The organism is Bradyrhizobium sp. USDA 372 (assembly GCF_053629095.1).
Genome location: NZ_JBRJHR010000001.1, coordinates 3,225,475 through 3,251,049 on the forward strand (window position 1 = coordinate 3,225,475; position 25,575 = coordinate 3,251,049).

Below are 25,575 nucleotides of genomic sequence, written 5' to 3' on the forward strand. Positions count from 1 at the left end.
GCGCTTGCGCGCCTTTGCCCACCCTACGGCACCTGTCTCCACGCACTCCCGTCATTGCGAGGAGCGAAGCGACGAAGCAATCCAAAGTATTTCCGCGGAGGGATTCTGGATTGCTTCCGCCTTCGCCAAGGCTTCGGCGGACAAGTCGCTTCGCTCGCAATGACGACGAAGAGCCTCAATTCGGCATCACATACGCATAGATCCGGCCGCGCGAGACCGGGGCCTCGCGGACGCGATTGCCGTTGTTGCCGGAGATCATGATCGGATTGCCCTGCGCGTCGATGCCGGTGATGATGCCGACATGACCGCCGCGGCCGCCGCGCGACATCACGGCGATGGCGCCGACCTGCGGACCGGAGATGCGCGTGCCGTAGCGCGCGAAGGAGCTCGCCATGTCGGAGCCTGAGCCCTTATGGCCGGTATGCTCAAGCACCATGTTCATGAAGCGCGCACACCACAGGCTGCCGCGCCCGGTCGGATTGCCGCCGATATAGCGGCGTGCCTCGGACACCAGGCCCGATCCGCCACCGAAGCCGCCACTTGGGACAAGCGCGTTGCCGGCCACGCCGCCATTGTTGGCGCTTGGATCGTAGCTCGCCTGGGTGTCGGCGAAACCGCTCGCCTGCAATTGCGCCGCGCTGCGCCCGAAGCGCGAGCCTCTCGCATGGTGGCGGTGATAATGATGTCTGGCGTGGTGCACGTACACGTGCCGCTCTGCGCTATGACGATGATGCGGCCGCGCCGAGGCCGGAGAAACGAACGCGGCGACCGCCGCGAAGAGAAGCGCCAGCGCGACAACACAACGCGACAGGCGATACGCAAACAACTCAACCATTCTTCATCCCTAGTTGACACCCCCACTTCCCGCCGGCCCGTGCAATGGCCGACATCCGTTTGGCCGTTAAGCCGCCCGATGTGGCGAGAAAAAGACGCGACGTCGGCGAATAGCTGCGATGATTTTGTGTTTGTGCTCGGCTGCGGCTGCCGCATTGCCGACAACAGCGTTAACTGCGATCCTGAAGCACGGCTTGAAACAGAGGGAAACGGTTAATGCCCCACGCCACGACCAGGGACGGCGTCCGCATTTATTTCGAGGAGGCGGGCCAGGGAACGCCGATCCTTTTTCTGCATGAGTTCGCGGCCGACTACACCAATTGGGAGCCGCAGATGCGCTACTTCTCGCGTGGCCATCGCAGCATCACCTATTCGGCGCGCGGCTACACGCCCTCGGACGTGCCTGACGGCGAGGTCTACACCTTCACGCATTTCTACACCGATGCGCTTGCCGTGCTCGATCATCTCGGCATCGAGCGCGCCCATCTCGTCGGCCTGTCGATGGGCGCCTATTCCTCGCTGCAGATCGGGTTGAACGCGCCGAAGCGCGCGCTGTCGATGACGCTGGCCGGCGTCGGCTCCGGCTCGGAGCTCGATAACCTCGAGGCCTGGCGCAAGCAGTGCCGCGCCAATGCCGAGCAGTTCGAGACGCTGGGCTCCGCCGAGGTCGCAAAAGTCACGCGCGAGGCGCCGAGCCGGATTCCGTTCCTGGTGAAGGACCCGCGCGGGCACGCCGATTTCTACGCCGCGCTGGCGCGGCACGATGTCAAGGGATCGGCGCGTACCATGCGCGGATTTCAGGGCGGCCGTCCCTCGATCTACACGATGACGGAGGCGATCGGAGGCGCAGCAACACCCGCGCTGATCATCTGCGGCGACGAGGACGATCCGTGCATCGGACCGAGCCTGTTCCTGAAGAAGCATCTGCCCGCGGCGGGGCTCGCGATGTTTCCGAAGTCGGGCCACGTGCTCAATCTGGAGGAGCCCGCGCTGTTCAACGAGAGCGTGGAGCGGTTCGTGACGCTGGTGGAAGCGGGGCGATGGCCGGTGCGGGATCCGCGGTCGCTGGCGGCGCATTAAGGCAGATGCGCTGCCCAGTACTTCGTCATTGCGAGCGCAGCGAAGCAATCCAGAATCCCTCCGCGGAGACAGCCAGGATTGCTTCGTCGCCAGAGCTCCTCGCAATGACGACGGGGACTATTTCCCCCCGCCCCGGCTCAGCAAGAACACCGCCTGCTCGCCGAACATGTTCCACACCCACCAGGGCAGGTTCAGCGGCACCGGGCGGCCGTAGAGATCGAGCGCGACCGAGCGCTCCATCTTGACGTTGATCTCGTCGCAGAGCTGCACGAAATCCTTGATGGTGCAGAAATGGATGTTGGCGGTGTCGTACCAGGTCGCCGGCAGATTCTCCGTGCGCGGCATGTGGCCGCCGATCAGGAGCTGGAGCCGCATCTTCCAGAAGCCGAAATTCGGGAACGAGACGATGGCGCGGCGGCCGATGCGCAGCAGATTCTCCAGCACGACCTTCGGCTGCCGCGTCGCCTGCAGCGTCTGCGACAGGATCACGTAGTCGAAGGCATCGTCGGGATAATTGACGAGATCGGTATCGGCATCACCCTGCACTACCGCGAGCCCCTTGGCGACGCAGCGGTTGACGCCTTCGCGGGACAGTTCGATGCCGCGGCCGTCGATGCCGCGGGTCTCCAGCAGCTGAAGCAGATCGCCGTCGCCGCAGCCGACGTCGAGCACCTTCGAGCCCGGCTTGACCATCTCGGCGACCAGCCGATGATCGGCGCGAAACTGGCCGGACGACGCAGTCGCAGCGCCGTTCAACGGCAGCACTTCCTGAACGGACATCGCTAGCGGTCCTCGAGGCTGAGCCCGCGGGCCTTGCCTGCCGATTGCAGGAAGGCGCGGGAGATGTCGAAAAATTCGGGCACGTCGAGCAGGAAGGCGTCATGGCCGCGATCGGTCTCGATCTCGGCGAACGACACCCGCGCGCTTGAGGCGTTCAGCGCGTGCACCAGCGCGCGCGATTCCGAGGTCGGGAACAGCCAGTCGCTGGTGAAGGAGACCACGCAGAAGCGGGTCTTGATGTCGGCGAAGGCCTTGGCCAGCACGCCGCCATGGTCGGCGGCGATGTCGAAATAGTCCATCGCCCGCGTCAGATAGAGATAGGAATTGGCGTCGAAGCGCTCGACAAAGGACGAACCCTGGTAACGCAGATAGGATTCCACCTGGAAGTCGGCGTCGAACGAGAAGGTCGGCAGCTCGCGGTCCTGCATGCGCCGGCCGAACTTGCGATGCAGCGCCGCGTCCGAGAGATAGGTGATGTGCGCCGCCATCCGCGCCACCGCGAGCCCGCGATGCGGGTGGATGCCACGATCGGCATAGCTGCCACCGTGCCAGTCGGGGTCGGCCATCACGGCCTGGCGGCCGAGCTCGTGGAAGGCGATGTTCTGCGCCGAGTGCCGCGTCGCGCAGGCGATCGCCAGCGCGGAGAACACGCGCTCCGGATAGGCCGCGGTCCATTGCAGCACCTGCATGCCGCCCATCGAGCCGCCGACGACCGCAAACAGCGTGTCGATGCCGAGTCGATCGATCAGCATCGCCTGCGCGCGCACCATGTCGGGGATGGTGATGACGGGGAAATCCAGGCCCCAGACCTTGTCTGTGGCGGGATTGATCGACGCCGGCCCGGTCGAGCCCATGCAGCCGCCGATCACGTTGGAGCAGATGATGAAGTAGTGCTTGGGATCGATGGGGCGGCCGGGGCCGACCAGCGTCTCCCACCAGCCCGGCTTGCCCGTGACGGGATGCACGTTGGCGACATGCTGGTCGCCGGTCAGCGCATGGCAGATCAGCACGGCATTGGAGCGATCGGCGTTAAGCTCGCCATAGGTCTGGTAGGCGATCTGGAACGGGGTGAGATCGACGCCGCAATCGAGCCGCAGCGGCTGCTCGGTGTCGAAATGCGCTATCAGCGAGCTTGGATGGTCCACCTCATGCGACCGCTCGTCGGCGCTGATCGCAGGACTTGGTATCGACTTGACGCTACCCATCTCGGACATCGACCTCGTTTGCGACTGGCTGCTCGAGCGCGCCGCTGACATCAGGCCATGAAAAACCCGGCCTGAACGATAGGTTCGGCCGGGATCGGAAGCGTCCCCGGCCTGTTTAGCGAGTTTTTTAACGTGGCTGCAAGCCGGCCGGCTCAAATGACCACGGAACGGGCAAAAGCTACCGTCTTGGGCGGTTTTCGTCAAGTCGCGGCCCGGATCGGCCCAATTCGCCTCAGTCGCGTCGTCCGCAAAGCACGTCATTTCTCTTTGCTTTCGCCGCCACGACTGCCTAATCAGGACATCCCCCATCGGAACGATCGACGACCAGACATGTCCCAACGCCCGCCCGCGCCACCATCGCTGCAGGAACTGCGCAAGGAGATCGACGCGATCGACGAGGGCATGCATCGCCTCCTCATGCAGCGCGGCGACATCATCGACCGGCTGATCCAGGTGAAGCAGACCCAGGAGGTCGGCTCGGCGTTCCGCCCCGCGCGCGAGGCTTCCATGATGCGCGAGATCGTGCAGCGTCATCGCGGCATCCTGCCGCTCGACACGGTCGAGAGCATCTGGCGCGTCATCATCTCGACCTTCACCTATGTGCAGGCGCCGTTCTCCGTGCATGCCGACATCTCGGTGAGCGAACCGGCGATGCGCGATTCCGTGCGCTTCCATTTCGGCTTCACCGTGCCTTACGTCGCGCATTTCAGCGCGCAGGCCGCGGTCGAGGCGGTGGCGAAATCCAAGGGCGACCTGGCGCTGGTCTCGGCGACCTCGAGCCGCACGCCGTGGTGGCTAGAGCTCGAAGCCGACGGCGCGCCCAAGATCATCGCACGGATGCCCTTCGTCGAGCGTGCCGACCATCCGGCCTCGCTGCCGGTGTTCGCGATCTCGCGCGTCGCCGACAGCGCCCTGGTGACAGAGGTCGAGACCTTCAGCGTGCGCGTCTCCGGATGGAACGCCGAGGTCGCCCGCGCGCTGTCGCCGCTCGCCGAGATCGTTGCGGTGCCCGATACCGCCTTCGACGGCGCGGCGCTGCTGGTCTCGGTCACCAGCGCGACCAGCATCGACAAAATCAGGGCTGCCCTGATCGAGGCGGGGGCCTCGGTTCGCTCTGTGGCCCTCGTCGGCAGCCACGCAACGCGCTATACGGTGCCCCCGACCGGGCCGAAATCGTAAATCGCGAGCCGCCCAGCCTATCCGGAGTCCAAGATGTCCCGCCCCGTGCCGAATCCCGGCATTCTCGATATTGCGCCCTACACGCCCGGCAAGAGCCCGGTGCCGGAGCCGGGCCGCAAGGTGTTCAAGCTCTCCGCCAACGAGACGCCGTTCGGGCCCTCGCCCAAGGCGATCGAGGCGTTCAAGCGCGTGGCGGACCATCTGGAAGACTATCCGGAAGGCACCTCGCGCGTGCTGCGCGAGGCGATCGGCCGCTCGTTCGGGCTCGACCCCAACCGCATCATCTGCGGCGCCGGCTCGGACGAGATCCTCAATCTGCTCGCGCACACCTATCTCAGCCAAGGCGACGAGGCGATCTCCACCACGCACGGCTTCCTGGTCTACCCGATCGCGACCATGGCGGTCGGCGCCAGGAACGTCATCGCCAAGGAGACCAACCTCACCGCCGACGTCGACGCCATCCTGAAGGCGGTGACGCCGAAGACGAAGCTGGTCTGGCTCGCCAACCCCAACAACCCGACCGGCACCTATCTGCCGTTCGACGAGGTCAAGCGGCTGCGCGCCGGCCTGCCCTCGCACGTGCTGCTGGTGCTGGATGCCGCCTATTGCGATTACGTCTCGCGCAACGACTATGAGATGGGGATCGAGCTCGTCGCCACCACCGAGAACACGGTGGTGACGCACACCTTCTCCAAGATCCATGGCCTGGCTGCACTGCGCATCGGCTGGATGTTCGGGCCCGAGCACATCATCGACGCGGTCAACCGCATCCGCGGTCCCTTCAACGTGTCGACGCCGGCGATGTATGCCGCGGTCGCCGCGATCGAGGACACCGCGCATCAGGCGATGTCGAAGCAGTTCACCGAGACCTGGCGCAACTGGCTCACCGAGGAGATCGGCAAGCTCGGGCTGAAGGTGACGCCGAGCGTCGCCAATTTCGTGCTGATCCATTTCCCGACGGACAAGGGCAAGACCGCTGACGACGCCGACGCCTTCCTGACCAAGCGTGGACTCGTGCTGCGCGGCCTGAAGAACTACGGCCTGCCGCATGCGCTGCGCATGACGATCGGCACCGAGGAGGCCAACCGCCTCGTGGTCGACGGCTTGCGCGACTTCATGGGCGGCAAATGAGCGCGCAGGCGCACTTCCAGCGCGTTGCGCTGATCGGCTTCGGCCTGATCGGCGGCTCGATCGCGCGCGCTGCGAAGCTCCAGGGGCTGGCCGGTGAAATCGTCACCACCGCACGCTCCGAGAAGACGCGCGCACGCGTCGCCGAGCTCGGCATCGTGGATCAGGTCGTGGCGACCAATGCTGAGGCCGTGAAGGACGCCGATCTCGTCATCCTCTGCATTCCCGTCGGCGCCTGCGGACCCGTGGCGCAGGAGATCGCTGCCCATCTCAAGCCGGGGGCGATCGTCTCCGACGTCGGCTCGGTCAAGGGCGCGGTGGTCAGGGACATGGCGCCGCATCTGCCGGAATCGGTTCACTTCGTGCCGGCGCATCCTGTTGCCGGAACCGAGCATTCCGGGCCGGACTCTGGTTTCGCCGAGCTCTTCATCAACCGCTGGTGCATCCTGACCCCGCCCGAAGGCGTCGATGCCGCGGCGACCGAGCACTTGCGCGCGTTCTGGGCGGCGATGGGCGCCAAGGTCGAGGTGATGACGCCGGATCATCATGACCTCGTGCTCGCCATCACCAGCCATCTGCCGCATCTCATCGCCTACACCATCGTCGGCACCGCCGACGAGCTGGCGCAGGTGACGGAATCCGAGGTGATCAAATTCTCCGCCGGCGGCTTTCGCGATTTCACCCGTATCGCGGCCTCCGACCCGACGATGTGGCGCGACGTCTTCCTCGCCAACAAGGAGGCCGTGCTGGAAATGCTCGGCACCTTCACCGAGGATCTCGCCAAGCTCACCCGCGCGATCCGTCGCGGCGATGGGGAGGCGCTGTTCGACCACTTCACCCGCACCCGCGCCATCCGCCGCGGCATCGTCGAGATCGGCCAGGATTCAGCCGCGCCCGATTTCGGCCGGCCGCATGCGGCGCTGAAGAAGCCGTAGCGTCACCCCTGTCATTCCGGGGCGCTCCGAAGGGGCGAGCCCGGAATCCATTGGGCCGCAGCGCACGCTGTGAAATGGATTCCGGGTTCGATGCTACGCATCGCCCCGGAATGACGAGAGAGTCTTCAATACAGCGGCGGGATCTGGCCGACCTTGACCGGGCCGAGCAGCACGGCGCCGTCGACGAATTTCAGCGGGAAGCTCCGCGCCTTCTTGCCTTCCAGCGTGCTCTCGGTGCCGATCGAATTGATGCCGGCGGCAACGCCGGCATTGGCGTTCTGCTTGATGACCTTGCCGAGGCCGGGCACGGCGCGGTCGAGCGCGCCGAACAGATTGTTGAGGTCCTGCGACTTCACGCCGGGCGCGAGGCGATCGAGCGTTGCCTGCGGCACGCCCTCCTCCAGCATCTTCTCGATGCCGAGCGCCGGGATCACGCGCTCGAGGCCGGTCACCGTCATCTGCAATTCGCCGTCGAGCCGGCCATTGGGCGACAGGCCGAGCGTGCCGGCCGCGACCGCGATCATCTCGCCCTGCTGGATGCGCGACTGCACGATCTCGATATGACCGCCGGCGGCCTGGATCTCGCGGAAGCGCTGCGGCCAGGGCTTTGGCGTGAGGTCGGAGAGGCCGGTGATCTTGGCGCGAGTGTCCGCCTCGAACGGCTCGGCGAGCAGCGGATGCACGCCCTGGATGCTGCCCTGCGCGACATGGAGCACGGTCTCGATTACAGGATGATCCGATGGTGATCCGTCGGCGAGACGGCCATGCAGTTCGACCTGCTTGGCGCGCGCAAGCGGCACCTGCACGCTGCCATCGAGACGGTTGAGGCTGGGCTCGTCGAACACGATGGAAGCGCGATCCGGCACCGCCGGCAGGCCCGCCACGCTGGCGCGGCCCTTGCTCCAATTCACAGTGAAAGTGTTTTGCGTGACGCCGTCGATCAGCGTCGCGGGCGCGGAGAATTCGGCGATGATGCGCTTGGGGTCGTAGACCTGGGCCACGACCAGGATGTTGTCGAGCTTGGCCGTGAACGGCGTCTTGCTCGCATTCTGCGAGACCAGGGCGACGCTGGCGCCGGAGCACTGGACCTCGAAGCGGAACGGGAAGCCGGCGATCGAGCGTTTGGCACAATCGTAGATGCGGCCGGCCTTGGCCTCCTGCGCCCGCCAGGCGTCGGCGGCGATTTCGGCCTGCGACGCCGCATAGAACCAGAAGCAGCTCCAGGCGACGGCAAGGACCAGGACGAGAACGGGGGCGATGAAGAGGCCCCAGCGGGAGCGGCGGCTTGTGGCAACGGTCATATTGGACATGCGGCGACCCTTTGACGCCAGATTCAGGCAAATGTAAGCGGTGCCGGCCTGCGACGAAAGGCGCAGAAATCGCTTCGCTTGGGCGCAGGGTTCTGGTAGCCGTGCCCGAAATGTCGGAAATCACCCTCCCCTCCGTCACCACAGCCACGGGCGACCTCTGGGTGTTCGGCTACGGCTCGCTGATGTGGCGGCCGGGCTTCGACTTCGAGGAGCGCGTCCCGGCGCGGCTGCTCGGCGAGCACCGCGCGCTCTGCGTCTATTCGTTCGTGCATCGCGGCACGCCGGAGAAGCCGGGCCTGGTGCTCGGGCTCGACCGCGGCGGCGCCTGCCGCGGCATCGCCTTCCGCGTCGCCGAGAAGAACCGTGCCGAGGTGGTCGCATATTTGCGCGCACGCGAGCAGGTCACCTCGGTCTATCGCGAGGTGATGCGCTCGGTGTGGCTGGAGAACGATGCGCGCCAGCGCGTCTCCGCACTCGCCTACGTCGTCGACCGCGGCCATGTGCAATATGCCGGCCGCCTCTCGCTCGCCGAGCAGCACCGCCACGTCGTCCAGGGCCACGGCCAGTCCGGCGCCAACCGCGATTACGTCACCGCAACGGTGAAGGCGATCGAGGCCGAAGGCTTTCGCGACACCCAGCTGCATCAGCTTGCATTGATGCTGCATGGTGATGCGCACTCGCTGCACGCGACGGATCGGCACGAAGATCGCGAAAGCCGCTAGCCCGTCGGCGCGTAGCTCGGCGCCGAGCCGATCAACCGCTCCTGCTCTTTCCGCCCTGCTTCGACGAGGCGACCGGTCGCGTCCTCGACCGCCGCTTGCACGCGCGCGAGAAACTCGTCCTTCGGCAGACCCGGCGGCAACGGCTCGAGAAACTCCACCACCAGCGTGCCGGGATAGCGCATGAAAGTGCGGCGCGGCCAGAACAGGCCGGAATTGAGCGCGACCGGCAGGCACGGCACGCCGCAGGAGGAATAGATCTGTGCAAAGCCGGTCTTGTAGTCGGGCGGCGCGCCCGGCGCGCGGCGGGTGCCTTCCGGAAAGATCACGAGCTGCTTTCCGCTGCGCACCGCCTCGCGCGCGCGGCGCGTCATGTCCAGAAGCGCCTTCACGCCGGCATTGCGGTCGATCCCGATCATCCCGGTCTTGACCAGGAACTGACCGAACACCGGGATCTGCATCAGCTGGCGCTTGAGGATGAAGATCGGTCGGTTGAAGAAACCCGGCAGCACGAAGGTCTCCCAGAACGACTGATGCTTGGCCACGATCAGCAGCGGTCCTGTCGGGATGTTCTCGACACCGCGAAATTCCACCTTGATGTTGCAGACCAGGCGCATCAGGACCAACGTCGCCTTGGCCCACCATTGCGCCACCGTGAGCATGGCGCGCGGCGGCAATGCAAAGGTCGGCAGCGCAACGATCGCGAGAAGGACCAGCACGGCATAGAACAACACGTTGAACACGAGCGAGCGCAGGAAAATCAGAAACATCGATGGTCCGATCAATTGGCCTGTGCGGTGGCGGGCCGCTTCGGTTGCTGACCTGCAGGCTGCTCCGACATCTCGGGCCAAAGGTCAATCCCGAAATCCTCCAGCCGCACCCTGAGCTCGGCCGCAACGTACTTGACGTATTCGGACAAGAGCAGCCGCAGCGTCGAGCCTGAGGTCCACCACGGCTCCTCGCGCCATTTTTCGCCGACCACCGCGAACGGGATCAGCGTCGTCCGTGGCATCGCATGCGAGAATTCCACCAGCGCGCGCGGCATGTGATAGTTCGAGGTGACCACGATCAGAGATGTAAATCGGCGCCCCTCGGCCCAGCGCCGCGCCTCCGCCGCGTTGCCGCGGGTCGACAGCGCGGTGCGGTCGAGATCGACGCAGCAGGTCATGAAGGACTGGTTCTCCGGCAAGGTCCGGGAGATGTCGCTCGCCGTCGAGGTCGGATGCACGCCGGAGATCAGGAGCCGCCTGCCGTAGCCGGCAGCCAGCAGCTCCATCGCATCCGATACCCGCGAGGAGCCGCCGGTCAGCACCACGATGCCGTCCGCCTTGCGGTCCGGCACCGTCTCGGCGCCGCGCAATTGCGACAGGAATGCAACGAACCCCGCCGCCGCGCCGACGAAGGCGAGCGCGATCGTCGACACGATTGTCGCGCGCAGCCAGCCGCGCGGCAGTTTCGGCGATCGATCGTCGGTCGGCGAGGTCATGCGATGTCGGTGATCCCTTCCCGATGTGATTTTATGACGTTTTGAGGCGAAGTGGAGTCCGGTTATCAAGCCTAGTCGACGTCATTCAACGTCGCGAACAGCGTCTGGCGCGAGGCGACCGCGGTGATGCCGCCGATCAGCACGGCCTGCACCGCGAGCACGATGTAGCCGGACGGGCGCAGCGAGAAGGTGCCGAGCAGCGCGGCGAACTGGTCGCCGACGGGCGTCCCGGAAAACCAGCCTGCGATGGACTCGGAGAAGCCGAACATCAGCATGGCGGCACCGCCGCCGATCACGCCGCCCTCCAGGCCCAGCCTGAGGAAATGACGCAGGAAGTGGTTGGCGATGTAGCGGTCGCCGGCGCCGACGAAATGCAGGACCTCGACGATCGGACGGTTCGCCGCCATGGCACCGCGGGTCGCGAACGATACCGAGATGATGGTTGCGACGATGACGAGCGCGAGGATGCCGAGGCCGGCCAGCACGGTGGCGTTCGTCATCAGGCGCATGCGCTCGATCCAGGCGCGGTGATCGTCGACACTGGCGCCCGGCGCGACCTGCGTGACGCGCGCCCGCAAGGCGCCGAGATCGAGCGGCGTGCCCGGCTGCACGCGCGCGATGATCACGCGCGGTACCGGCAGATCGTCCATCGACAGGCCGGTGCCGAGCCAGGGCTCGAGCAGCTTGCCGCTCTCCTCCCTGGTGAACGGCTTGACCTCGACGATGCCGGCCTGCGCGCGCATCGCCTCCGCCACGGCTGCGGTGTCGCGCTCGAGATCACGGCCGGCCTGCGGACGAATCTGGATCGTGATTTCGCTCGCGACATCCGACTGCCATTCGGCGGCGGAGGCACTCACCAGCAGCACCGTGCCGGTGGCTATCGAGGCGAGGAACGTCATGATGGCGACCACCGCAACCAGCGCTCTGCCGTGGATCGAGGCGCGCGGCACGATCGGCGACATGTTGCGCGCCTTGGCCGGAAGCTGCGGACGCTCCTGTCCGAGATCGACCAGCACGCCGCGCTCGTCCAGCCTACTCATAGACGTGCAGCCGTCCCTGGTGCAGCACCAGCCGCCGTGCTTCGTACTGGTCCATCAGCCCAATGTCGTGGGTGGCGATGATGACGGCGGTGCCTGATTTGTTGAGCTCGATGAAGAGTCGCAGCAGGCGGCGACCGAGCGTCGGATCGACGCTGCCGGTCGGCTCGTCCGCGAGCAGCAGCTGCGGCCGCGAAATCACGGCGCGCGCGATCGCCGCGCGCTGCTTCTCGCCGCCCGACAGGATCGGCGGCAGCGCGTCCATGCGATCGCCGAGGCCGACCCAGCGCAACAGGTCGATCACCTCCTTGCGGTAGCTCGACTCGCTGCGGCCCATGACGCGGAACGGCAGCGCGACGTTCTCATAGGTGGTCATGTGATCGAGCAGGCGGAAATCCTGGAGCACGATGCCGATGCGCTTGCGCAGGTCCGCGATCTCGTCCTTGCCGAGCTGCGAGATGTCATGACCGAACAGATTGACGAGGCCCCGCGTCGGTCGATGCGACAGGAACAACAGGCGCAGCAGCGAGGTCTTGCCGGCGCCGGACGGTCCGGTGAGAAACTGGAAGGAATGCGCGGGAATCTGGAAGCTGAGGTCGCGCAGGATCTCCGGCCCCAGACCGTAACGCAATCCGACATTTTCGAACCGAACCAAGCTCAGCTCCGTTCGAGAGGGGGCGCGGGTCGCATTGCGACGCTCCGCCATACGCGATCAACGGGTTTTGCCGCCGTTATGGTTTCCGGTTCGTTAACGGTCGCCCTGTAGCATAAGGGGCGCCCGGTTCTCCGCGACCATGGCATCGTCAAGACCTTCGTTCATGCATCAAGGCTCGTCCATGCATATCGTCTGCCCCCATTGTATGACATCCTACGCCATCAAGCTCGCGAGCCTTGGGGCAAACGGGCGGGCGGTCCGCTGCTCCCGTTGCAAGGAGACCTGGATCGCCCATGCCGAGGACGCCATCGAGGAGGCATCCGTTCCGGCCATGGCCGCGGCCAGCCGAGCTGACGACCAGTCCGACCTCGCCGAACAATGGAACTCCTATGCCAAGGACGACGGCGCCACTGATGCACCCGTCGTCGATAGCCCCTCGATCGCCAGCGACTGGCCGGACGAGCACGCCCGCGAAACCGAGGACGAGTGGTCAGCAGCGGCCCGGCAGGCCGAAGAGGAGGTCGCCGGCGCGCAGCACCAGTCCTGGTTCCGCGGCCTGTTCCCCCGCCGCGGCGCGCGGGTGAGCCGTCCGGTCGCCCCCACGGCTCCGCGCAAATCCTATCTTGGCCTGCCCACCGCCTGTGCCGCGATGGGCGCGCTTGTGCTGGCACTGGTGATCTGGCGGGGCGACGTGGTGCGGCTGCTGCCGCAGACGGCGGCGTTCTACCAGATGGTCGGGCTCGAGGTGAACCTGCGGGGCCTCGCCTTCAAGGACGTCAAGCTCTCCAGCGAGACCGTGGACGGTAAGCAGGTGCTGGTTATCGAAGGCGTGATCGTCGGCGAGGGCAAGAAGCCGCTCGACATTCCGCGGTTGCGCTTTGCCGTGCGCGACGCCCAAGGCGCGGAGATCTATGCCTGGAACGCGGTGCTGGAGCAGACCGTGCTGCGGCCCGGCGAGCGCGCCTTCTTCCGCTCGCGCCTGGCCTCGCCGCCGCCGGAGGGCCGCAACATCGACGTTCGTTTCTTCAACCGGCGCGACATTGCCGGCGGCAGCGTATAATCGCCCCCGCAAGGGCGTTTGTCCCAAGGTTGGTCTCATGCCGAAAATCCTGATCGCCGACGACGAGGATTCGATGCGCACGCTGGTGGCGCGCGCCATCGCCATGGACGGCCATGAGACCGTCACCGCTCAGGACGGCGCCGAGGCACTGGAGATCCTGACCCGCGAGGATGGCGCCTTCGACCTGTTGCTCACCGACATCCAGATGCCGGTGATGGACGGCATCGCGCTGGCGCTCTCCGCCGCGCGCGATTTCCCTGACCTGACCATTTTGCTGATGACCGGCTTTGCCGACCAGCGCGAGCGCGCCTCGAACCTGAACGCGCTGGTGCATGACGTCGTGACCAAACCGTTCTCGGTCGCGGATATCCGCACGGCGGTTGCCGATGCGCTGGCCGCGAAGAAGGGTTAGCGTCCCAACGACAGCCGCCTTCGCCGTTGAAGGACTGGCGCGCAAGGCATCTACTTCGTCATTGCGAGGAGCCCTCGCGACGAAGCAATCCAGAATGCCTCGGCGGAAAAACTCTGGATTGCTTCGCGAGCCTCTCATCGGGCCGCGCTCCGCGCGGACCCGGTGGCTCGCAATGGCGAGAACGTAGCGGGCTAGCGCCTCAAAACTCCTTCAGCAGCCGCTCGAGATAGTCGAGCTCGATCTGCGGCCGCGAGGGATCGCCGAGACGACGGCGGAGCTCTTCGAGAATGCGGCGGACACGCTGGGTGTCGATCTCGCCAGGAATCTTGACCGTATAATCGTCGCCATATTCGCGCCCATGAAGCGGCCGGCCGAGCGGATCGGTCTGGTTGCCGCCGCTCTGCTGACGGCCGGCGCGCTGGCCGGGGCCGTCGCCCTGGCCGTCGCCGTCGCCCTGCTGCATCGCCTCGGCCATCTTCTGCGCACCCTTGCGCATCGCGTCGAGTGCCTTGCCTTGCGAGTCCACAGCGCCGTCGGCATTGCCCTCGCCGAGCTTTGATCCGGCATCGCCCATGGCACCGTCGGCCGCATCCAGGCTGCCGTCGTCATCGCCCTGGTCGCCGTCCTGATCGCCGTTCTGGCCAGGCTGGCCCTGATCACCTTGCTGACCCTTCTGGCCCTTCTGTGCCTGCTGGCCTTTCTGCCCCTTCTGGGTGAGGCCGCGCTTGGCAAGCTCGTCCTGCAGCTTCTTCAGCCGGTCGCGCAGCCCCTGCTGGTCCTGCTGCAGCTCCGACATGGACTGATCGCCCTGCTGCTGCTTGCCGCGCGAGCGGTCGCGCCGGGAATCCTGGCCCTGCTTGAACGTCTTGTCGCGCAATTGCTGCTGCTTGCGGATCATGTCGCCGAGCTCGTTGAGCGCCTGCTCCATGTCGCTCTCGCCGGACTGGCCCGGCTGCGCCATCTGGAGGCCTTCCAGCATCTGCTGGAGCTGGTCGAGCAACTGCTTGGCGGCATCCTTGTCGCCGGAGCGCGACAGGCGCTCCATCCGATCGATCATATTCTGCAGATCCTGCTGACGCAGGACCTTGGTGTTCGGATCGAGCGGCCGCGCCAGCTGCTGCGGGTCATTGTTGTTGCGGAACTGCTCGGCGAGCTGGCGCATGAAATCGTTCAGCGCCTGACGCAGATCCTGCGTGAGCTTCTTGATCTCCTCGTCGCTCGCGCCGCGCTCCAGCGCCTGCTTCAGCGCGTCCTGGGCCGCGCGCAACGCCTTCTCGACGTCGGAGATCTTGCCGTCCTCGATCGTCACCGCAAGCGCCCACAGGCTCGCCACAACCTCGCGCAGGGCATCATCGGTACGCGCGGCCTCGAGCTGTCGGGCCACGCTGTGCAGGCCGAGATATTGTCCGGGCTCCGGCGTGAACATCTCGGGCGCGATCATCAGCCCGTCGAGCGCGGCATATACGTCGGAATTCTTGTTGGCATCGAGCGCGAGGATGCGGCGCTGCTCAATCAATGCACGGGCCAGCGGCTTGGTGAAGAGCCGTTCGGGCAGGCGCATGTTGAACGGTTCGCTAACAGCCTCGTTGCCGGCCTCGTCCTTGGCCGTGAGAGTGAGCGTAACCTCGGCGCCGGCATAGGGATCCTCGCTGAGATCCTTCACGGATTGCCCGACGCCGTTGCGGGTGCGCGCATTCGGCAGCGCGAGCGGGAATTGCGGCGGCTGGAACAGCGGCCGCGGCGCCGTCCTGGTGTCGCCGTCGCCGGCGGCGGCCTTCGCACCATCCTTGGTACCATCCTTGGTACCATCCTTGGCACCGTCTTTGCCGCCATCCCGGGCGTCGGTCGACCGCGTGGCGAATTTCGCCTCGGCGCCGGTGACGCCGTAATCGTCCTCGATCTTGTAGGAGAGCTGGAGCGCGCCGCGCGCCTGGCGCTCGGGGTCCTTGGCGAGCGCGATCGTCGGCGGACGGTCCGGCGTGGCAGCGAAGGCCCATTGCGGCTGGCCGGAGGGCGCCCGGACATGGGCGGTGCCGTCGCCGGAAATGGCGAAATGCTTTTCGTTGGTCCCCTTGGGGCTGGCTTCAGTCGGGGCGACCTCCTTGAGGCCGCCGGAGACGACGACATCCAGGTTGCCGCCGGAGGAGCGCACGATCAGGGTCGAGCCGGCGGGAACGGCGAGCGGGCCGCCGGCGGGCAATGCCGCAGCTTCCTTGTTAGCGGCCGACAGGATGACCGGCGGCTTGCCGGTGTAGAGCGGCGGCGTGACCCAGGCATCGACGCGAACATTGGCCGGCGCCAGCACCCCGTTCCAGTCGAAGGCGGCGCCAAGGCGCATCGTACGCTCGTCACCCGCGGCAAAGAAGGTCGCAACCAGCATCACCATGACGAGGGCACGCAGCGCCCAGGGGTCGTGAAGCGCGAGTCGCGGGTGCGGTACACCGGCGCGGATGCGCTTGATGGAGGCGAGCGTCCGCTCGCGCTGCGCCTGCCACAGCGCCAGCGCGACCGGGTCCTGCGAGGTCAGCGTGTCCGTGAGCGCGGTGGCCGGGCGGTGACGGATGCCGGAGCCACGGTCGAGCCGGGCGAGCGATTCCTCGCGGCTCGGCCAGCGGAAGCGAATCAGCGGGAACAGGGCGGCCGCCGCGATCGCGGCGAAGAGGGCGAGGCCGACGGCCCTGGCCATGAACGGCAGCGCCAGCCAGAGGCCGGCCCAGGACACCACCAGGAACAGGCCGACGACGGTCAGAAGGCGCGCCGCATTGGGCCAGGCACGCTCCCATGCGATGGCATAAGTTGCCCGATCAAGGGCCTGCGCCAGCTTCAGCCGCGACAGCGCATCACTGCCGCGGGTCGGGTCTGACGGCTCGGGGGTGAGGCCGTTCAATCAACTCTCCAGGTTGCCCGGTAGAGAAGAGCCTATCACAACGGCAGCACTGAGGCATCCGTTCCTGTACGGGAGCGCCTCCTTTTCCCGCATAACACGAGGACGTGACTGGCCGGGTGCAACCCCGTAATTTCCGCGCGCCAATCTCGGGGGAAATGAAGGAAACGCCATGGACAAGAAGATGCACGACAAGGGCCTGGAAGTCCGCAAAGCGGTGCTGGGCGAGGCCTATGTCAACAATGCCCTAAAGAACGTCGACGATTTCAACCGCCCGTTCCAGGAGATGCTCAACGAATATTGCTGGGGCACGGTGTGGGGCCGCGAGGAGCTGCCGCGCAAGACCCGCAGCATGCTCAACATCGCCATGATCGCCATCCTCAACCGCCAGCACGAGTTTCGCGCACATCTCAAGGGCGCGCTGACCAATGGCGTCACCCGCGAGGAGATCCGCGAGATCCTGATGCAGGTCGCGATCTATGGCGGCATGCCCGCCGCGGTCGACAGCTTCCGCATTGCGCGCGAGGTGTTCGCGGAGATCGACGCCAAGGCGTGAGACAGGCTGACCGCTCTGAATCGTATTGCTCCGTCATTGCGAGCGAAGCGAAGCAATCCAGACATCCTCCGCGGAAACATTCCTGGATTGCTTCGTCGCTTCGCTCCTCGCAATGACGACGGGAGGAAAGAACACCATGGACATCGGATTCATCGGGCTCGGAAACATGGGTTTCCCGATGGCGCGGCGGTTGATCGAGGCGGGACACAGGCTCGTCGTGTTCGACACGCGCAAGGAGGTCATGGACAGGCTGGTCGCGCGAGGTGCCAGTGCCGCGTCGTCGCCGAAGGACGCCGCCGACCGGGTCGAGACCGTGATGGCGAGCCTGCCCTCGCTGCAGGCTTCCCTGGACGTTGCCACCGGCGCTGGCGGCGTGATCGAGGGCAAGCGCGCCAAGCGTTTCGTCGATCTCTCAACCGTCGGCTCGGCGATGGCCGCGAAGATTCACGGCCTGCTCGCCAAGCGCGGCATCGTGCAGATCGACTGTCCCGTCTCCGGGGGCGTCGGCGGCGCCGAGAGGGGCACGCTTGCTGTGATGGTGTCGGGCCCGAAAGCCGAGTTCGAGCTGCTCGAGCCCGCGCTCGAGGTGATCGGAAAAGTGTTCTTCATCGGCGAGAAGCCGGGCGCGGCGCAGACCATGAAGCTCGCCAACAATTTCCTGTCGGCCACCGCGATCGTGGCGACGTCGGAAGCCGTGGTGATGGGCGTGAAAGCCGGGCTCGATCCCGCCGTGATGATCGACGTCATCAATGCCGGCTCGGGCATGAACACCGCCAGCCGCGACAAGTTTCCGCGTGCGGTGCTGCCGCGCACGTTCGACTTCGGCTTCGCCACGGGACTGATGGTGAAGGACGTGCGGCTGGCGCTGGAGGAGATGAAGCAGCTCGGCCTGTCGATGGAAGTTGCCGACGCGGTCGGGCGGTTGTGGGAGACCGTGATCAGCGCGGAAGGCGCCGAGTCCGATTTCACCGCGGCGATCAAGCCGATCGAGAAGAAAGCGGGCGTCGTGGTGGGCGGAGCGAAGGGCGGATTGGCGGGAAAGTAGCCATCCCACGCTCTCTCCGTCCTCCCGGGGCGCGCGAAGCGCGAGCCCGGGACCCATAACCACAGGCGGATGTGATTACGAGGACTCGGAGTTACAGCTTCGCCAAGCAACCACTCCCTGTGGTTATGGGTCCCCGCCTTCGCGGGGACGACACCGAGCTTGTTGAGTGGACGTCGTCACCTCACAGCCACGGCGCCGGCGTATCCATCGCGATCAGCTGCTCGACCTCGATGCGCGGGCGCACCACGGCGTATTGGTCGCCCTTCACCAGCACCTCGGGCACCAAGGGCCGGGTGTTGTAGGTGCCGGCCTGCACCGCGCCATAGGCGCCCGCGGTCATGATGGCGAGGAGATCGCCGGGCGCGGGCGTCGGCAGCGTGCGGTCGAGCGCGAGATAGTCGCCGGTCTCGCAGACCGGGCCGACGACATCGGCCTTGATGGTGGCGGCGCCCTTGGCGGGCTGCTTCACCGGCAGGATGTCGTGATGCGCCTCGTACAGCGTCGGGCGAATGAGGTCGTTCATCGCCGCATCGATGATGACGAAGTTCTTGCCGTCGCCGTGCTTCACATAGATCACCTTCGTCACCAGGATGCCGGCATTGCCGACGATCATGCGGCCCGGCTCGAACATCAGCGTGCAGCCGAGATTGTGGCTGACGCGCTTGACCATGGCGGCATAGGCGGCCGGCGCCGGGGGCGCCTCGCGGTCCATGTAATAGGGAATGCCGAGACCACCGCCGAAATCGACGTGGCTGATGTCGTGGCCGTCCGTCCGCAGCGTCTGCACGAATTCGGAGAGGATGCGGAACGCAGTCTCCATGCCGGAGAGATCGGTGATCTGGCTGCCGATATGCACGTCGGTGCCGGTCACCTTGATTCCGGGCAGCTTCGCCGCGCGCGCGTAGACCTCGCGGGCATGGACGATCGGAATGCCGAACTTGTTCTCGGACTTGCCGGTGGAAATTTTTGCGTGCGTGCCGGCATCGACGTCGGGATTGACGCGGAGCGAGATCCGCGCGGTCTTGCCCATCTCGACCGCGAGGCGCGACAGCAGCTCGAGCTCCGGCTCGGATTCGACGTTGAGGCAGAGGATGTCGGCGGCGAGCGCCGCGCGCAGCTCCGCTTCCGTCTTGCCGACGCCGGAGAAGACGATCTTGCTGGCGGGAATGCCTGCGGTCAAAGCGCGCTTGAGCTCGCCGCCCGAGACCACGTCGGCGCCGGCGCCGAGCTTGGCCAGCGTCCGCAGCACCGACTGGTTGGAGTTCGCCTTCATGGCGTAGCAGACCAGCACCTTCTCGCCGGCAAAGGCCTCGGTGAAGACGCGGTAGTGCCGCTCCAGCGTTGCCGTCGAATAGCAATACAACGGCGTGCCGACGGTGGCTGCCAGCTCGGACAGGTTCACCGCCTCGGCGTACAGCACGCCGTTGCGATAGTCGAAATGGTTCATGGCGCAGGCTCGGTTGTCCCGGCTTATTTCTTGCCGGGAGGTTCGTCCAGGAGCGGGTCGAGAATAAACGGTTTCTTCCGGCCCTTGGGCGCTGCGGGCGCGGCATCCGCGCCGGCAGTGGGGTCGAACAGGCTCGGCGTCTTCTGGGCTGCGGTCTCGGTATCGACGGGCGCGGCGCCGGCGGCCACAGGCGCGTTGGAGGCAGTCGGCGGCAGATCCAGTGGGCCCTTGCGGCCACAGCCGGCAAGCGCGAGCGCCGTCAGGCTCAAGACAATGATGGCCCACCCCGAGCCGGCCGGGCGAAACTTTGACGTCACGACGAAATCCCCACTACGCGCGGCGCACCATACAGAGATTGGCGCGTTCTGGCGAGAGCCGGATGACCATGAAACATAAGCGAAATTTTGCCCTCAGCCCAATTTTCGCTCTTTTTCCAGCCGCTTCGCCCAGGCCTTGGCCTGGGACGTCACGTTCTTCGGCGCGGTGCCGCCGAAGCTGGTCCGGCTCTTCACCGACGATTCGACCGAGAGCACGCCGAGCACGTCCTTCGTGATCTTGGGCGCGATCGCCTGCATCTCCTCGAGCGGCAGCTCGTGCAGCGCGACGCCCCCCTCGGCGGCCTTGGCGACGATGCGGCCGGTGACGTGGTGGGCCTCGCGGAACGGCATCTTCAGCGTCCGCACCAGCCAGTCGGCGAGGTCGGTCGCCGTGGCGTAACCCTCGCCCGCGGCCGCCTTCATCTTGGCTTCGTCGGGAACGAGATCATGAACCATGCCGGTCATGGCGCGGATTGCCAGCGACAGCGCGGCAAACCCTTCCATGGCGCCCTGCTTGTCCTCCTGCATGTCCTTTTGATAGGCGAGCGGCAGGCCCTTCATGACGATCAACAGGCCGTTGAGCGCGCCGATGACGCGGCCGGTCTTGGCCCGCACCAGCTCGGCGGCGTCCGGATTGCGCTTCTGCGGCATGATCGAGGAGCCGGTGGTGAATTTGTCGCTGAGCCGGATCATGCCGACCAGCGGCGAGGTCCAGATCACAATCTCCTCAGCAAGGCGCGACATGTGCACGGCGCAGATCGAGGCGGCCGACAACGTCTCCAGCACGAAGTCGCGGTCGGAGACGGCGTCGAGCGAGTTCGCCATGGGGCGGTCGAAGCCAAGCGCCTTCGCGGTGGCGTGGCGGTCGATCGGGAACGAGGTGCCGGCGAGTGCAGCCGCGCCCAGCGGCGATTCGTTCAGCCGCTTGCGGGCGTCCCGGAAGCGGCCGCGGTCGCGCGCGGCCATCTCGACATAGGCCAGCAGGTGATGGCCGAAAGTGACGGGCTGCGCCGTCTGCAGATGCGTGAAGCCGGGCATCACGGTTGCGGCGTGCTCCAGCGCGCGCTCCACCAGCGCCTGCTGGAACCCCGCGAGCGCGGCATCGGTCTCGTCGATGACGTCGCGGACGTACAGGCGGAAATCAGTCGCGACCTGGTCGTTGCGCGAGCGCGCGGTGTGCAGCCGTCCGGCGGCGGGGCCGATCAGCTCGGACAGGCGGCTCTCGACATTCATATGGATGTCCTCGAGCGCGCGCTTGAATTCGAAGCCGCCGTTGCCAATCTCTGACAGGATTGTGTCTAGACCCTTGCCGATATTTTTCGCATCAGAAGCCGTGATGATGCCTTGATTGGCCAACATCGCGGCGTGGGCCTTGGACGCGGCAATGTCCTGGGCGTAGAGGTGACGATCGACGTCGATGGAGACGTTGATCTCTTCCATGATCTCATCGGGACGTTCCGAGAACCGGCCGCCCCACATCTTGTTGCTCATGATCCCCTGCTCACGCCTGATTTGCCGCACGTTTGCTGGCCACGGCCAGCCGTACTAAGAGGCCCCTGATAGCCATATCTGCGACCGGATGACAAACGATATGCTCGACCAGAAGCCCTCAGCCACGCGCCGCATCCCCCTCGTCATCGCCACCGTGGCGATCGGCGGGCTGGCCGGCTTCGCCGCGCTGTACGGGTTCGGCCTGAGCCGGGCGCCTTCAGGCGATCCGACCTGCAAGGCGGCGGTGGCGACGGCGCAGAAGATCGCCCCGCTCGCCCATGGCGAGGTCGCGGCGCTGACCATGGCAAGCGCCCCGCTGAAACTGCCCGACCTCGCCTTCGAGGATTCCGACGGCAAGCCGAAGAAGCTGTCCGACTTCCGCGGCAAGACCCTGCTGGTGAACCTCTGGGCGACCTGGTGCGTGCCTTGTCGAAAGGAGATGCCGGCGCTGGACGAGCTCCACGGCAAGCTGTCGGGCCCGGATTTCGAGGTGGTGGCGATCAACATCGACACCCGCGACCCGGAGAAGCCGAAATTCTTCCTGAAAGAGGCCAATCTGACCCGGCTCGGCTATTTCAGCGACCAGAAAGCCAAGGTTTTTCAGGATCTTAAAGCCGTTGGACGGGCGCTGGGCATGCCCACCTCGGTGCTGGTCGACCCGCAGGGCTGCGAGATCGCGACGATCGCGGGGCCGGCGGAATGGGCGAGCGAGGACGCGCTCAAGCTGATCCGGGCGGCGACCGGCAAGGCCGCCGCGTCGCTTTGAAGCTCAGGCGGTGACGTTGAGATTGCTGCCGACGCCAGCGCCGACATTGGCGAGCGAGGGCTGGCCGGCGCCGAGCAGGGTCAGGACGGTGGATTTCTCCATATCCGCGTTCTGCTTGGTCAGCGTCGCCGCAATATTCGACTGCAGCGCGCCTTGCTGTGCGGCCAGCATGGTGCTGACCATTGCCATCATGTCCATTACGCGAACCCTCGTACCGGCCGTAACCTAGGCGCGAGGGGTTAACGGGAGATGAAATGTCTCACGATCGACCTACGGCGGAGCGTACCGCAGCGTGGGCAAAGGCGCACTTGCGCCGTGCCCACCATCTGTCCGCAATTGGATTGGAAGCCGTGGGCACGCTTCGCTTTGCCCACCCTACGGCGCCGGAAATGGGTCAGCGCGTCGGCACCGGCTTGGCGCCGCGGTAGTCGTAGAAGCCGCGCTGGGTCTTGCGGCCGAGCCAGCCGGCCTCGACGTATTTCACCAGCAGCGGGCACGGGCGGTACTTGGAATCGGCCAACCCCTCGTGCAGCACCTGCATGATGGAGAGACAGGTGTCGAGGCCGATGAAATCGGCGAGCTCGAGCGGACCCATGGGATGGTGGGCGCCGAGCTTCATCGCCGCGTCGATCGCCTCGACGTTGCCGACGCCTTCATACAGCGTGTAGATCGCCTCGTTGATCATCGGCAGCAGGATGCGGTTGACGATGAAGGCCGGGAAATCCTCGGAGACCGCGACCTGCTTGCCGAGCTTGCCGACGAATTCCTTGGCGGCCTCGAAGGTGGAATCGTCGGTGGCGATACCGCGGATGAGCTCGACCAGTTCCATCAACGGCACCGGATTCATGAAATGAATGCCGATGAAGCGTTCCGGGCGGTCGGTGGCGGCGGCGAGGCGCGTGATCGAGATCGAGGACGTATCGGAAGCGACGATCGCCTCCGGCTTCAACACGGCGCAGAGCTCGTGGAAGATCTTGCGCTTGACCTCTTCCTTCTCGACCGCGGTCTCGATGACGAGATCGCAATCGGCGAGGTCGTCCAGCTTCTCGGCCAGCTTGATACGTGCGACCGCCTTGGCCTTGTCGTCCTCGGTGACGGCCTTCTTGGAGACCTGTCGCGCCAGATTGCCGTTGATGGTGGCCATGCCCGACTTGAGGCGGTCGGCCGAAACGTCGTTGAGCACCACGTCGAAGCCGGCGAGCGCCGCGACATGCGCGATGCCATTGCCCATCTGACCCGCGCCGATCACGCCGACCTTCTTGATTACTGCCGCCATAATGTCATCCACCGGAACGGCGCGCTTATCGCGCCCTGCCTATCCCCTGAGCCGGGAGGTCTGATTGACCAGAAGCCTGATTTAATCAGAACCTTGGCTCGAAACCTAGATTGGATCGCTTCGAAGGCGTGCCCCACGCGAAAGAAAACGCCTCAAAAATGAAACACCGGCCGGAGTTTATACCTCCGGCCGGTGTTTTGTACGGCTTTTACTTGCCGAGCTTGGCGAGTTCGTCCGTCAGCTCAGGAACCGCCTGGTAGAGGTCGGCAACCAGGCCGTAATCGGCGACCTGGAAGATCGGCGCGTCCTCGTCCTTGTTGATCGCGACGATCACCTTGGAGTCCTTCATGCCGGCCAGATGCTGGATCGCGCCGGAAATGCCGACCGCGACATAGAGCTCGGGGGCCACGACCTTGCCGGTCTGGCCTACCTGCCAGTCGTTCGGCGCATAGCCGGCGTCGACCGCGGCGCGCGAAGCACCGACACCGGCGCCCAGCTTGTCCGCGAGCGGCTCGATGTACTTGGCAAAATTCTCGCGGCTCTGCATGGCGCGGCCGCCGGAGACGATGATCTTGGCCGAGGTCAGCTCGGGACGATCGCTCTTGGCGACTTCCTCACCGACGAAAGTCGACAGGCCCGGATCGGCCGCCGCCGCCACGGTCTCGACCGGGGCGCTGCCGCCCTCGCCCGCTGCGGCGAAGGTGGAGGTGCGGGCCGTGATGACCTTCTTGGCGTCCTTCGACTTCACCGTCTGGATGGCGTTGCCGGCATAGATCGGACGCTCATAGGTATCGGGCGCGACCACCTTGGTGATCTCCGAGACCTGCATGACGTCGAGCAGAGCGGCGATGCGCGGCATCACGTTCTTGAAGCGCGAGGTCGCCGGCGCGACGATCGCGTCATAGCCGGACGCCAGCGACACGACCAGGGCAGCCAGCGGCTCGGCGAGATCGTGCGCGTAGAGGTCGCCATCGGCGAGCAGCACCTTCTTCACGCCGGCGAGCTTGGCGGCGGCATCCGCCGCGGCCTTGGCGTTCTGGCCGGCGACCAGCACCTCGACATCCGCGCCGAGCGCGGCAGCCGCGGTCAGGGCCTTGTTGGTGGCGTCCTTGAGCGACGCATTGTCGTGTTCGGCAATCAGAAGCGTCGTCATCAGAGCACCCCGGCTTCGTTCTTGAGTTTCGACACCAGCTCGGCGACGTCCTTGACCTTGACGCCGGCCTTGCGGCCCGCGGGCTCAGCTGTCTTCAGAACCTCGAGGCGCGCGGTGATATCGACGCCGTAATCGGCGACCGTCTTCTCCGCGATCGGCTTCTTCTTCGCCTTCATGATGTTGGGCAGCGAGGCGTAGCGCGGCTCGTTGAGGCGGAGGTCGGTGGTGACGATCGCCGGTCCCTTCAGCTTCACGGTCTGGAGGCCGCCATCGACTTCGCGCGTCACCTTGAAGTCGGAGCCTTCGACCTCGAGCTTGGAGGCGAAGGTCGCCTGCGACCAGCCAAGCAGCGCGGCCAGCATCTGGCCGGTCTGGTTCGAGTCGTCGTCGATCGCCTGCTTGCCGAGAATGATCAGGCCCGGCTGCTCTTCTTCCGCAACCTTCTTCAGGATCTTGGCGACGGCGAGCGGCTCGACGGTGCCTTCCGCCTTCACCAGGATGCCGCGATCGGCGCCCATGGCCAGACCGGTGCGGATCGTCTCGGACGCCTGCGCCGGTCCGATCGAGACCACCACGACCTCGGTAGCCTTGCCGGCTTCCTTCAGGCGCAGCGCTTCCTCGACTGCGATTTCGTCGAAGGGGTTCATGGACATCTTGACGTTGGCGAGTTCAACGCCCGATCCATCGCCCTTGACGCGGACCTTGACGTTGTAATCGACCACCCGCTTTACCGGCACTAAGACCTTCATCGATCCTCTTTCACTCAATTTGGGAGGGGGGTTATCAACTGGCGCGGAACCTAAAGGCCTGATCTGCCCCG

26 protein-coding genes and 1 riboswitch are annotated in these 25,575 nt (G+C 65.9%); of the genes, 10 read left to right on the top strand and 16 right to left on the bottom strand.

Annotated elements, in window-relative coordinates; translation table 11 throughout:
* Window positions 1-175: 175 nt before the first annotated feature.
* Window positions 176-835 carry a TIGR02594 family protein gene (locus tag AB7M16_RS15330; protein WP_453944380.1) on the bottom strand — a complete coding sequence of 220 codons (660 nt, stop codon included), beginning with the start codon at window positions 833-835 and terminating at the stop codon, window positions 176-178.
* 215 nt (window positions 836-1,050) lie between these two features.
* On the opposite strand from AB7M16_RS15330, the gene AB7M16_RS15335 reads away from it, so the two are divergent.
* The gene (locus AB7M16_RS15335) at window positions 1,051-1,914 is read left to right on the top strand and encodes an alpha/beta fold hydrolase (protein ID WP_453944381.1); all 864 of its coding nucleotides are present in this window, start codon (window positions 1,051-1,053) and stop codon (window positions 1,912-1,914) included.
* Window positions 1,915-2,031: 117 nt separating this feature from the next.
* Here AB7M16_RS15335 and metW read toward each other — a convergent pair whose 3' ends face one another.
* Both metW and metX read right to left on the bottom strand, forming a co-directional pair.
* Window positions 2,032-2,694, bottom strand: a complete 663-nt coding sequence (gene metW, locus AB7M16_RS15340; RefSeq protein ID WP_453944382.1) for a methionine biosynthesis protein MetW — start codon at window positions 2,692-2,694, stop codon at window positions 2,032-2,034.
* 2 nt (window positions 2,695-2,696) lie between these two features.
* On the bottom strand, window positions 2,697-3,899 hold the full coding sequence (metX, locus tag AB7M16_RS15345) for a homoserine O-acetyltransferase MetX (RefSeq protein ID WP_453947185.1): 1,203 nt from the start codon (window positions 3,897-3,899) through the stop codon (window positions 2,697-2,699).
* A 94-nt stretch (window positions 3,900-3,993) separates the two neighbouring features.
* Window positions 3,994-4,073: riboswitch (SAM riboswitch) on the bottom strand.
* 156 nt (window positions 4,074-4,229) lie between these two features.
* Here metX and AB7M16_RS15350 point away from each other — a divergent pair.
* The 3 genes from AB7M16_RS15350 to AB7M16_RS15360 are packed head-to-tail and all read left to right on the top strand — an operon-like array spanning window position 4,230 to window position 7,141.
* Window positions 4,230-5,078 carry a chorismate mutase gene (locus AB7M16_RS15350; protein WP_172789425.1) on the top strand — a complete coding sequence of 283 codons (849 nt, stop codon included), beginning with the start codon at window positions 4,230-4,232 and terminating at the stop codon, window positions 5,076-5,078.
* A gap of 33 nt (window positions 5,079-5,111) precedes the next feature.
* Window positions 5,112-6,209, top strand: coding sequence for a histidinol-phosphate transaminase (gene hisC, locus AB7M16_RS15355; RefSeq protein WP_260381121.1), 1,098 nt, complete (start codon window positions 5,112-5,114; stop codon window positions 6,207-6,209).
* Window positions 6,206-7,141: a prephenate/arogenate dehydrogenase family protein gene (locus AB7M16_RS15360; RefSeq protein WP_453944383.1), complete on the top strand. Its 936-nt coding sequence runs from the start codon at window positions 6,206-6,208 to the stop codon at window positions 7,139-7,141. Before hisC ends, AB7M16_RS15360 begins: the two co-directional genes overlap by 4 nt.
* Before the next feature lie 125 nt (window positions 7,142-7,266).
* Here the strand turns inward: AB7M16_RS15360 and AB7M16_RS15365 are convergent, their stop codons facing one another.
* Window positions 7,267-8,451 carry a DUF2125 domain-containing protein gene (locus AB7M16_RS15365; protein WP_439401653.1) on the bottom strand — a complete coding sequence of 395 codons (1,185 nt, stop codon included), beginning with the start codon at window positions 8,449-8,451 and terminating at the stop codon, window positions 7,267-7,269.
* A gap of 110 nt (window positions 8,452-8,561) precedes the next feature.
* Between AB7M16_RS15365 and AB7M16_RS15370 the strand changes: the two genes are divergently transcribed.
* Window positions 8,562-9,173 (top strand): gamma-glutamylcyclotransferase, encoded by a 612-nt coding sequence (locus tag AB7M16_RS15370; RefSeq protein WP_212256308.1) that lies wholly within the window; start codon window positions 8,562-8,564, stop codon window positions 9,171-9,173.
* On the opposite strand, the gene AB7M16_RS15375 is transcribed toward AB7M16_RS15370, so the two are convergent.
* The 4 genes from AB7M16_RS15375 to ftsE form a co-directional block, all read right to left on the bottom strand.
* Window positions 9,170-9,940, bottom strand: a complete 771-nt coding sequence (locus AB7M16_RS15375; RefSeq protein ID WP_453944384.1) for a lysophospholipid acyltransferase family protein — start codon at window positions 9,938-9,940, stop codon at window positions 9,170-9,172. The two genes, AB7M16_RS15370 and AB7M16_RS15375, sit on opposite strands and share 4 nt — an antisense overlap.
* Before the next feature lie 11 nt (window positions 9,941-9,951).
* Entirely contained in the window at window positions 9,952-10,656 is a 705-nt protein-coding gene (locus AB7M16_RS15380) for a YdcF family protein (RefSeq protein ID WP_172789431.1), read from the bottom strand.
* Between the two features lie 71 nt (window positions 10,657-10,727).
* Window positions 10,728-11,696 (bottom strand): cell division protein FtsX, encoded by a 969-nt coding sequence (locus tag AB7M16_RS15385; protein WP_453944385.1) that lies wholly within the window; start codon window positions 11,694-11,696, stop codon window positions 10,728-10,730.
* The gene (gene ftsE / locus AB7M16_RS15390; protein WP_018646542.1) at window positions 11,689-12,348 is read right to left on the bottom strand and encodes a cell division ATP-binding protein FtsE; all 660 of its coding nucleotides are present in this window, start codon (window positions 12,346-12,348) and stop codon (window positions 11,689-11,691) included. The genes AB7M16_RS15385 and ftsE overlap by 8 nt, the downstream gene beginning before the upstream one ends.
* Before the next feature lie 181 nt (window positions 12,349-12,529).
* Here ftsE and AB7M16_RS15395 point away from each other — a divergent pair, with 181 nt between their 5' ends.
* Together AB7M16_RS15395 and AB7M16_RS15400 are read left to right on the top strand one after the other, a co-directional pair.
* Complete coding sequence (locus tag AB7M16_RS15395) at window positions 12,530-13,408, top strand: MJ0042-type zinc finger domain-containing protein (RefSeq protein ID WP_453944386.1); 879 nt, start codon at window positions 12,530-12,532, stop codon at window positions 13,406-13,408.
* 37 nt (window positions 13,409-13,445) lie between these two features.
* Entirely contained in the window at window positions 13,446-13,820 is a 375-nt protein-coding gene (locus tag AB7M16_RS15400) for a response regulator (protein WP_025033579.1), read from the top strand.
* A 199-nt stretch (window positions 13,821-14,019) separates the two neighbouring features.
* Here AB7M16_RS15400 and AB7M16_RS15405 read toward each other — a convergent pair whose 3' ends face one another.
* On the bottom strand, window positions 14,020-16,707 hold the full coding sequence (locus AB7M16_RS15405; RefSeq protein ID WP_453944387.1) for a TIGR02302 family protein: 2,688 nt from the start codon (window positions 16,705-16,707) through the stop codon (window positions 14,020-14,022).
* A 169-nt stretch (window positions 16,708-16,876) separates the two neighbouring features.
* Between AB7M16_RS15405 and AB7M16_RS15410 the strand changes: the two genes are divergently transcribed.
* Window positions 16,877-17,260, top strand: coding sequence for a carboxymuconolactone decarboxylase family protein (locus tag AB7M16_RS15410; protein ID WP_172789435.1), 384 nt, complete (start codon window positions 16,877-16,879; stop codon window positions 17,258-17,260).
* A 136-nt stretch (window positions 17,261-17,396) separates the two neighbouring features.
* Window positions 17,397-18,305, top strand: a complete 909-nt coding sequence (locus AB7M16_RS15415; protein WP_453944388.1) for an NAD(P)-dependent oxidoreductase — start codon at window positions 17,397-17,399, stop codon at window positions 18,303-18,305.
* 181 nt (window positions 18,306-18,486) lie between these two features.
* Here AB7M16_RS15415 and lysA read toward each other — a convergent pair whose 3' ends face one another.
* The 3 genes from lysA to argH all read right to left on the bottom strand — a co-directional run bounded on the left by lysA (window position 18,487) and on the right by argH (window position 21,560).
* Complete coding sequence (gene lysA / locus AB7M16_RS15420; RefSeq protein WP_453944389.1) at window positions 18,487-19,752, bottom strand: diaminopimelate decarboxylase; 1,266 nt, start codon at window positions 19,750-19,752, stop codon at window positions 18,487-18,489.
* A 23-nt stretch (window positions 19,753-19,775) separates the two neighbouring features.
* Window positions 19,776-20,069, bottom strand: a complete 294-nt coding sequence (gene lptM, locus AB7M16_RS15425; RefSeq protein WP_172789438.1) for an LPS translocon maturation chaperone LptM — start codon at window positions 20,067-20,069, stop codon at window positions 19,776-19,778.
* Between the two features lie 93 nt (window positions 20,070-20,162).
* On the bottom strand, window positions 20,163-21,560 hold the full coding sequence (gene argH, locus AB7M16_RS15430; protein ID WP_453944390.1) for an argininosuccinate lyase: 1,398 nt from the start codon (window positions 21,558-21,560) through the stop codon (window positions 20,163-20,165).
* A 100-nt stretch (window positions 21,561-21,660) separates the two neighbouring features.
* Here argH and tlpA point away from each other — a divergent pair, with 100 nt between their 5' ends.
* Window positions 21,661-22,326 (top strand): thiol:disulfide interchange protein TlpA, encoded by a 666-nt coding sequence (gene tlpA / locus AB7M16_RS15435; RefSeq protein WP_453947186.1) that lies wholly within the window; start codon window positions 21,661-21,663, stop codon window positions 22,324-22,326.
* Between the two features lie 3 nt (window positions 22,327-22,329).
* Here tlpA and AB7M16_RS15440 read toward each other — a convergent pair whose 3' ends face one another.
* The 4 genes from AB7M16_RS15440 to AB7M16_RS15455 form a co-directional block, all read right to left on the bottom strand.
* The gene (locus AB7M16_RS15440) at window positions 22,330-22,524 is read right to left on the bottom strand and encodes a hypothetical protein (protein WP_212256295.1); all 195 of its coding nucleotides are present in this window, start codon (window positions 22,522-22,524) and stop codon (window positions 22,330-22,332) included.
* A gap of 196 nt (window positions 22,525-22,720) precedes the next feature.
* Window positions 22,721-23,602, bottom strand: a complete 882-nt coding sequence (locus AB7M16_RS15445) for a 3-hydroxybutyryl-CoA dehydrogenase (protein ID WP_172785967.1) — start codon at window positions 23,600-23,602, stop codon at window positions 22,721-22,723.
* A gap of 208 nt (window positions 23,603-23,810) precedes the next feature.
* Window positions 23,811-24,755, bottom strand: a complete 945-nt coding sequence (locus AB7M16_RS15450; protein WP_453944391.1) for an electron transfer flavoprotein subunit alpha/FixB family protein — start codon at window positions 24,753-24,755, stop codon at window positions 23,811-23,813.
* Window positions 24,755-25,504: an electron transfer flavoprotein subunit beta/FixA family protein gene (locus tag AB7M16_RS15455; RefSeq protein WP_453944392.1), complete on the bottom strand. Its 750-nt coding sequence runs from the start codon at window positions 25,502-25,504 to the stop codon at window positions 24,755-24,757. The genes AB7M16_RS15450 and AB7M16_RS15455 overlap by 1 nt, the downstream gene beginning before the upstream one ends.
* Between the last annotated feature and the right edge of the window lie 71 nt (window positions 25,505-25,575).

Bases quoted from the DNA above. Each gene is read 5' to 3' on its own strand.
- AB7M16_RS15330 (WP_453944380.1), bottom strand. From the start codon at position 835: ATGGTTGAGTTGTTTGCGTATCGCCTGTCGCGTTGTGTTGTCGCGCTG.
- AB7M16_RS15335 (WP_453944381.1), top strand. From the start codon at position 1,051: ATGCCCCACGCCACGACCAGGGACGGCGTCCGCATTTATTTCGAGGAG.
- metW (WP_453944382.1), bottom strand. From the start codon at position 2,694: ATGTCCGTTCAGGAAGTGCTGCCGTTGAACGGCGCTGCGACTGCGTCG.
- metX (WP_453947185.1), bottom strand. From the start codon at position 3,899: ATGGGTAGCGTCAAGTCGATACCAAGTCCTGCGATCAGCGCCGACGAG.
- AB7M16_RS15350 (WP_172789425.1), top strand. From the start codon at position 4,230: ATGTCCCAACGCCCGCCCGCGCCACCATCGCTGCAGGAACTGCGCAAG.
- hisC (WP_260381121.1), top strand. From the start codon at position 5,112: ATGTCCCGCCCCGTGCCGAATCCCGGCATTCTCGATATTGCGCCCTAC.
- AB7M16_RS15360 (WP_453944383.1), top strand. From the start codon at position 6,206: ATGAGCGCGCAGGCGCACTTCCAGCGCGTTGCGCTGATCGGCTTCGGC.
- AB7M16_RS15365 (WP_439401653.1), bottom strand. From the start codon at position 8,451: ATGTCCAATATGACCGTTGCCACAAGCCGCCGCTCCCGCTGGGGCCTC.
- AB7M16_RS15370 (WP_212256308.1), top strand. From the start codon at position 8,562: ATGTCGGAAATCACCCTCCCCTCCGTCACCACAGCCACGGGCGACCTC.
- AB7M16_RS15375 (WP_453944384.1), bottom strand. From the start codon at position 9,940: ATGTTTCTGATTTTCCTGCGCTCGCTCGTGTTCAACGTGTTGTTCTAT.
- AB7M16_RS15380 (WP_172789431.1), bottom strand. From the start codon at position 10,656: ATGACCTCGCCGACCGACGATCGATCGCCGAAACTGCCGCGCGGCTGG.
- AB7M16_RS15385 (WP_453944385.1), bottom strand. From the start codon at position 11,696: ATGAGTAGGCTGGACGAGCGCGGCGTGCTGGTCGATCTCGGACAGGAG.
- AB7M16_RS15395 (WP_453944386.1), top strand. From the start codon at position 12,530: ATGCATATCGTCTGCCCCCATTGTATGACATCCTACGCCATCAAGCTC.
- AB7M16_RS15400 (WP_025033579.1), top strand. From the start codon at position 13,446: ATGCCGAAAATCCTGATCGCCGACGACGAGGATTCGATGCGCACGCTG.
- AB7M16_RS15410 (WP_172789435.1), top strand. From the start codon at position 16,877: ATGGACAAGAAGATGCACGACAAGGGCCTGGAAGTCCGCAAAGCGGTG.
- AB7M16_RS15415 (WP_453944388.1), top strand. From the start codon at position 17,397: ATGGACATCGGATTCATCGGGCTCGGAAACATGGGTTTCCCGATGGCG.
- lysA (WP_453944389.1), bottom strand. From the start codon at position 19,752: ATGAACCATTTCGACTATCGCAACGGCGTGCTGTACGCCGAGGCGGTG.
- argH (WP_453944390.1), bottom strand. From the start codon at position 21,560: ATGAGCAACAAGATGTGGGGCGGCCGGTTCTCGGAACGTCCCGATGAG.
- tlpA (WP_453947186.1), top strand. From the start codon at position 21,661: ATGCTCGACCAGAAGCCCTCAGCCACGCGCCGCATCCCCCTCGTCATC.
- AB7M16_RS15440 (WP_212256295.1), bottom strand. From the start codon at position 22,524: ATGGACATGATGGCAATGGTCAGCACCATGCTGGCCGCACAGCAAGGC.
- AB7M16_RS15445 (WP_172785967.1), bottom strand. From the start codon at position 23,602: ATGGCGGCAGTAATCAAGAAGGTCGGCGTGATCGGCGCGGGTCAGATG.
- AB7M16_RS15450 (WP_453944391.1), bottom strand. From the start codon at position 24,755: ATGACGACGCTTCTGATTGCCGAACACGACAATGCGTCGCTCAAGGAC.
- AB7M16_RS15455 (WP_453944392.1), bottom strand. From the start codon at position 25,504: ATGAAGGTCTTAGTGCCGGTAAAGCGGGTGGTCGATTACAACGTCAAG.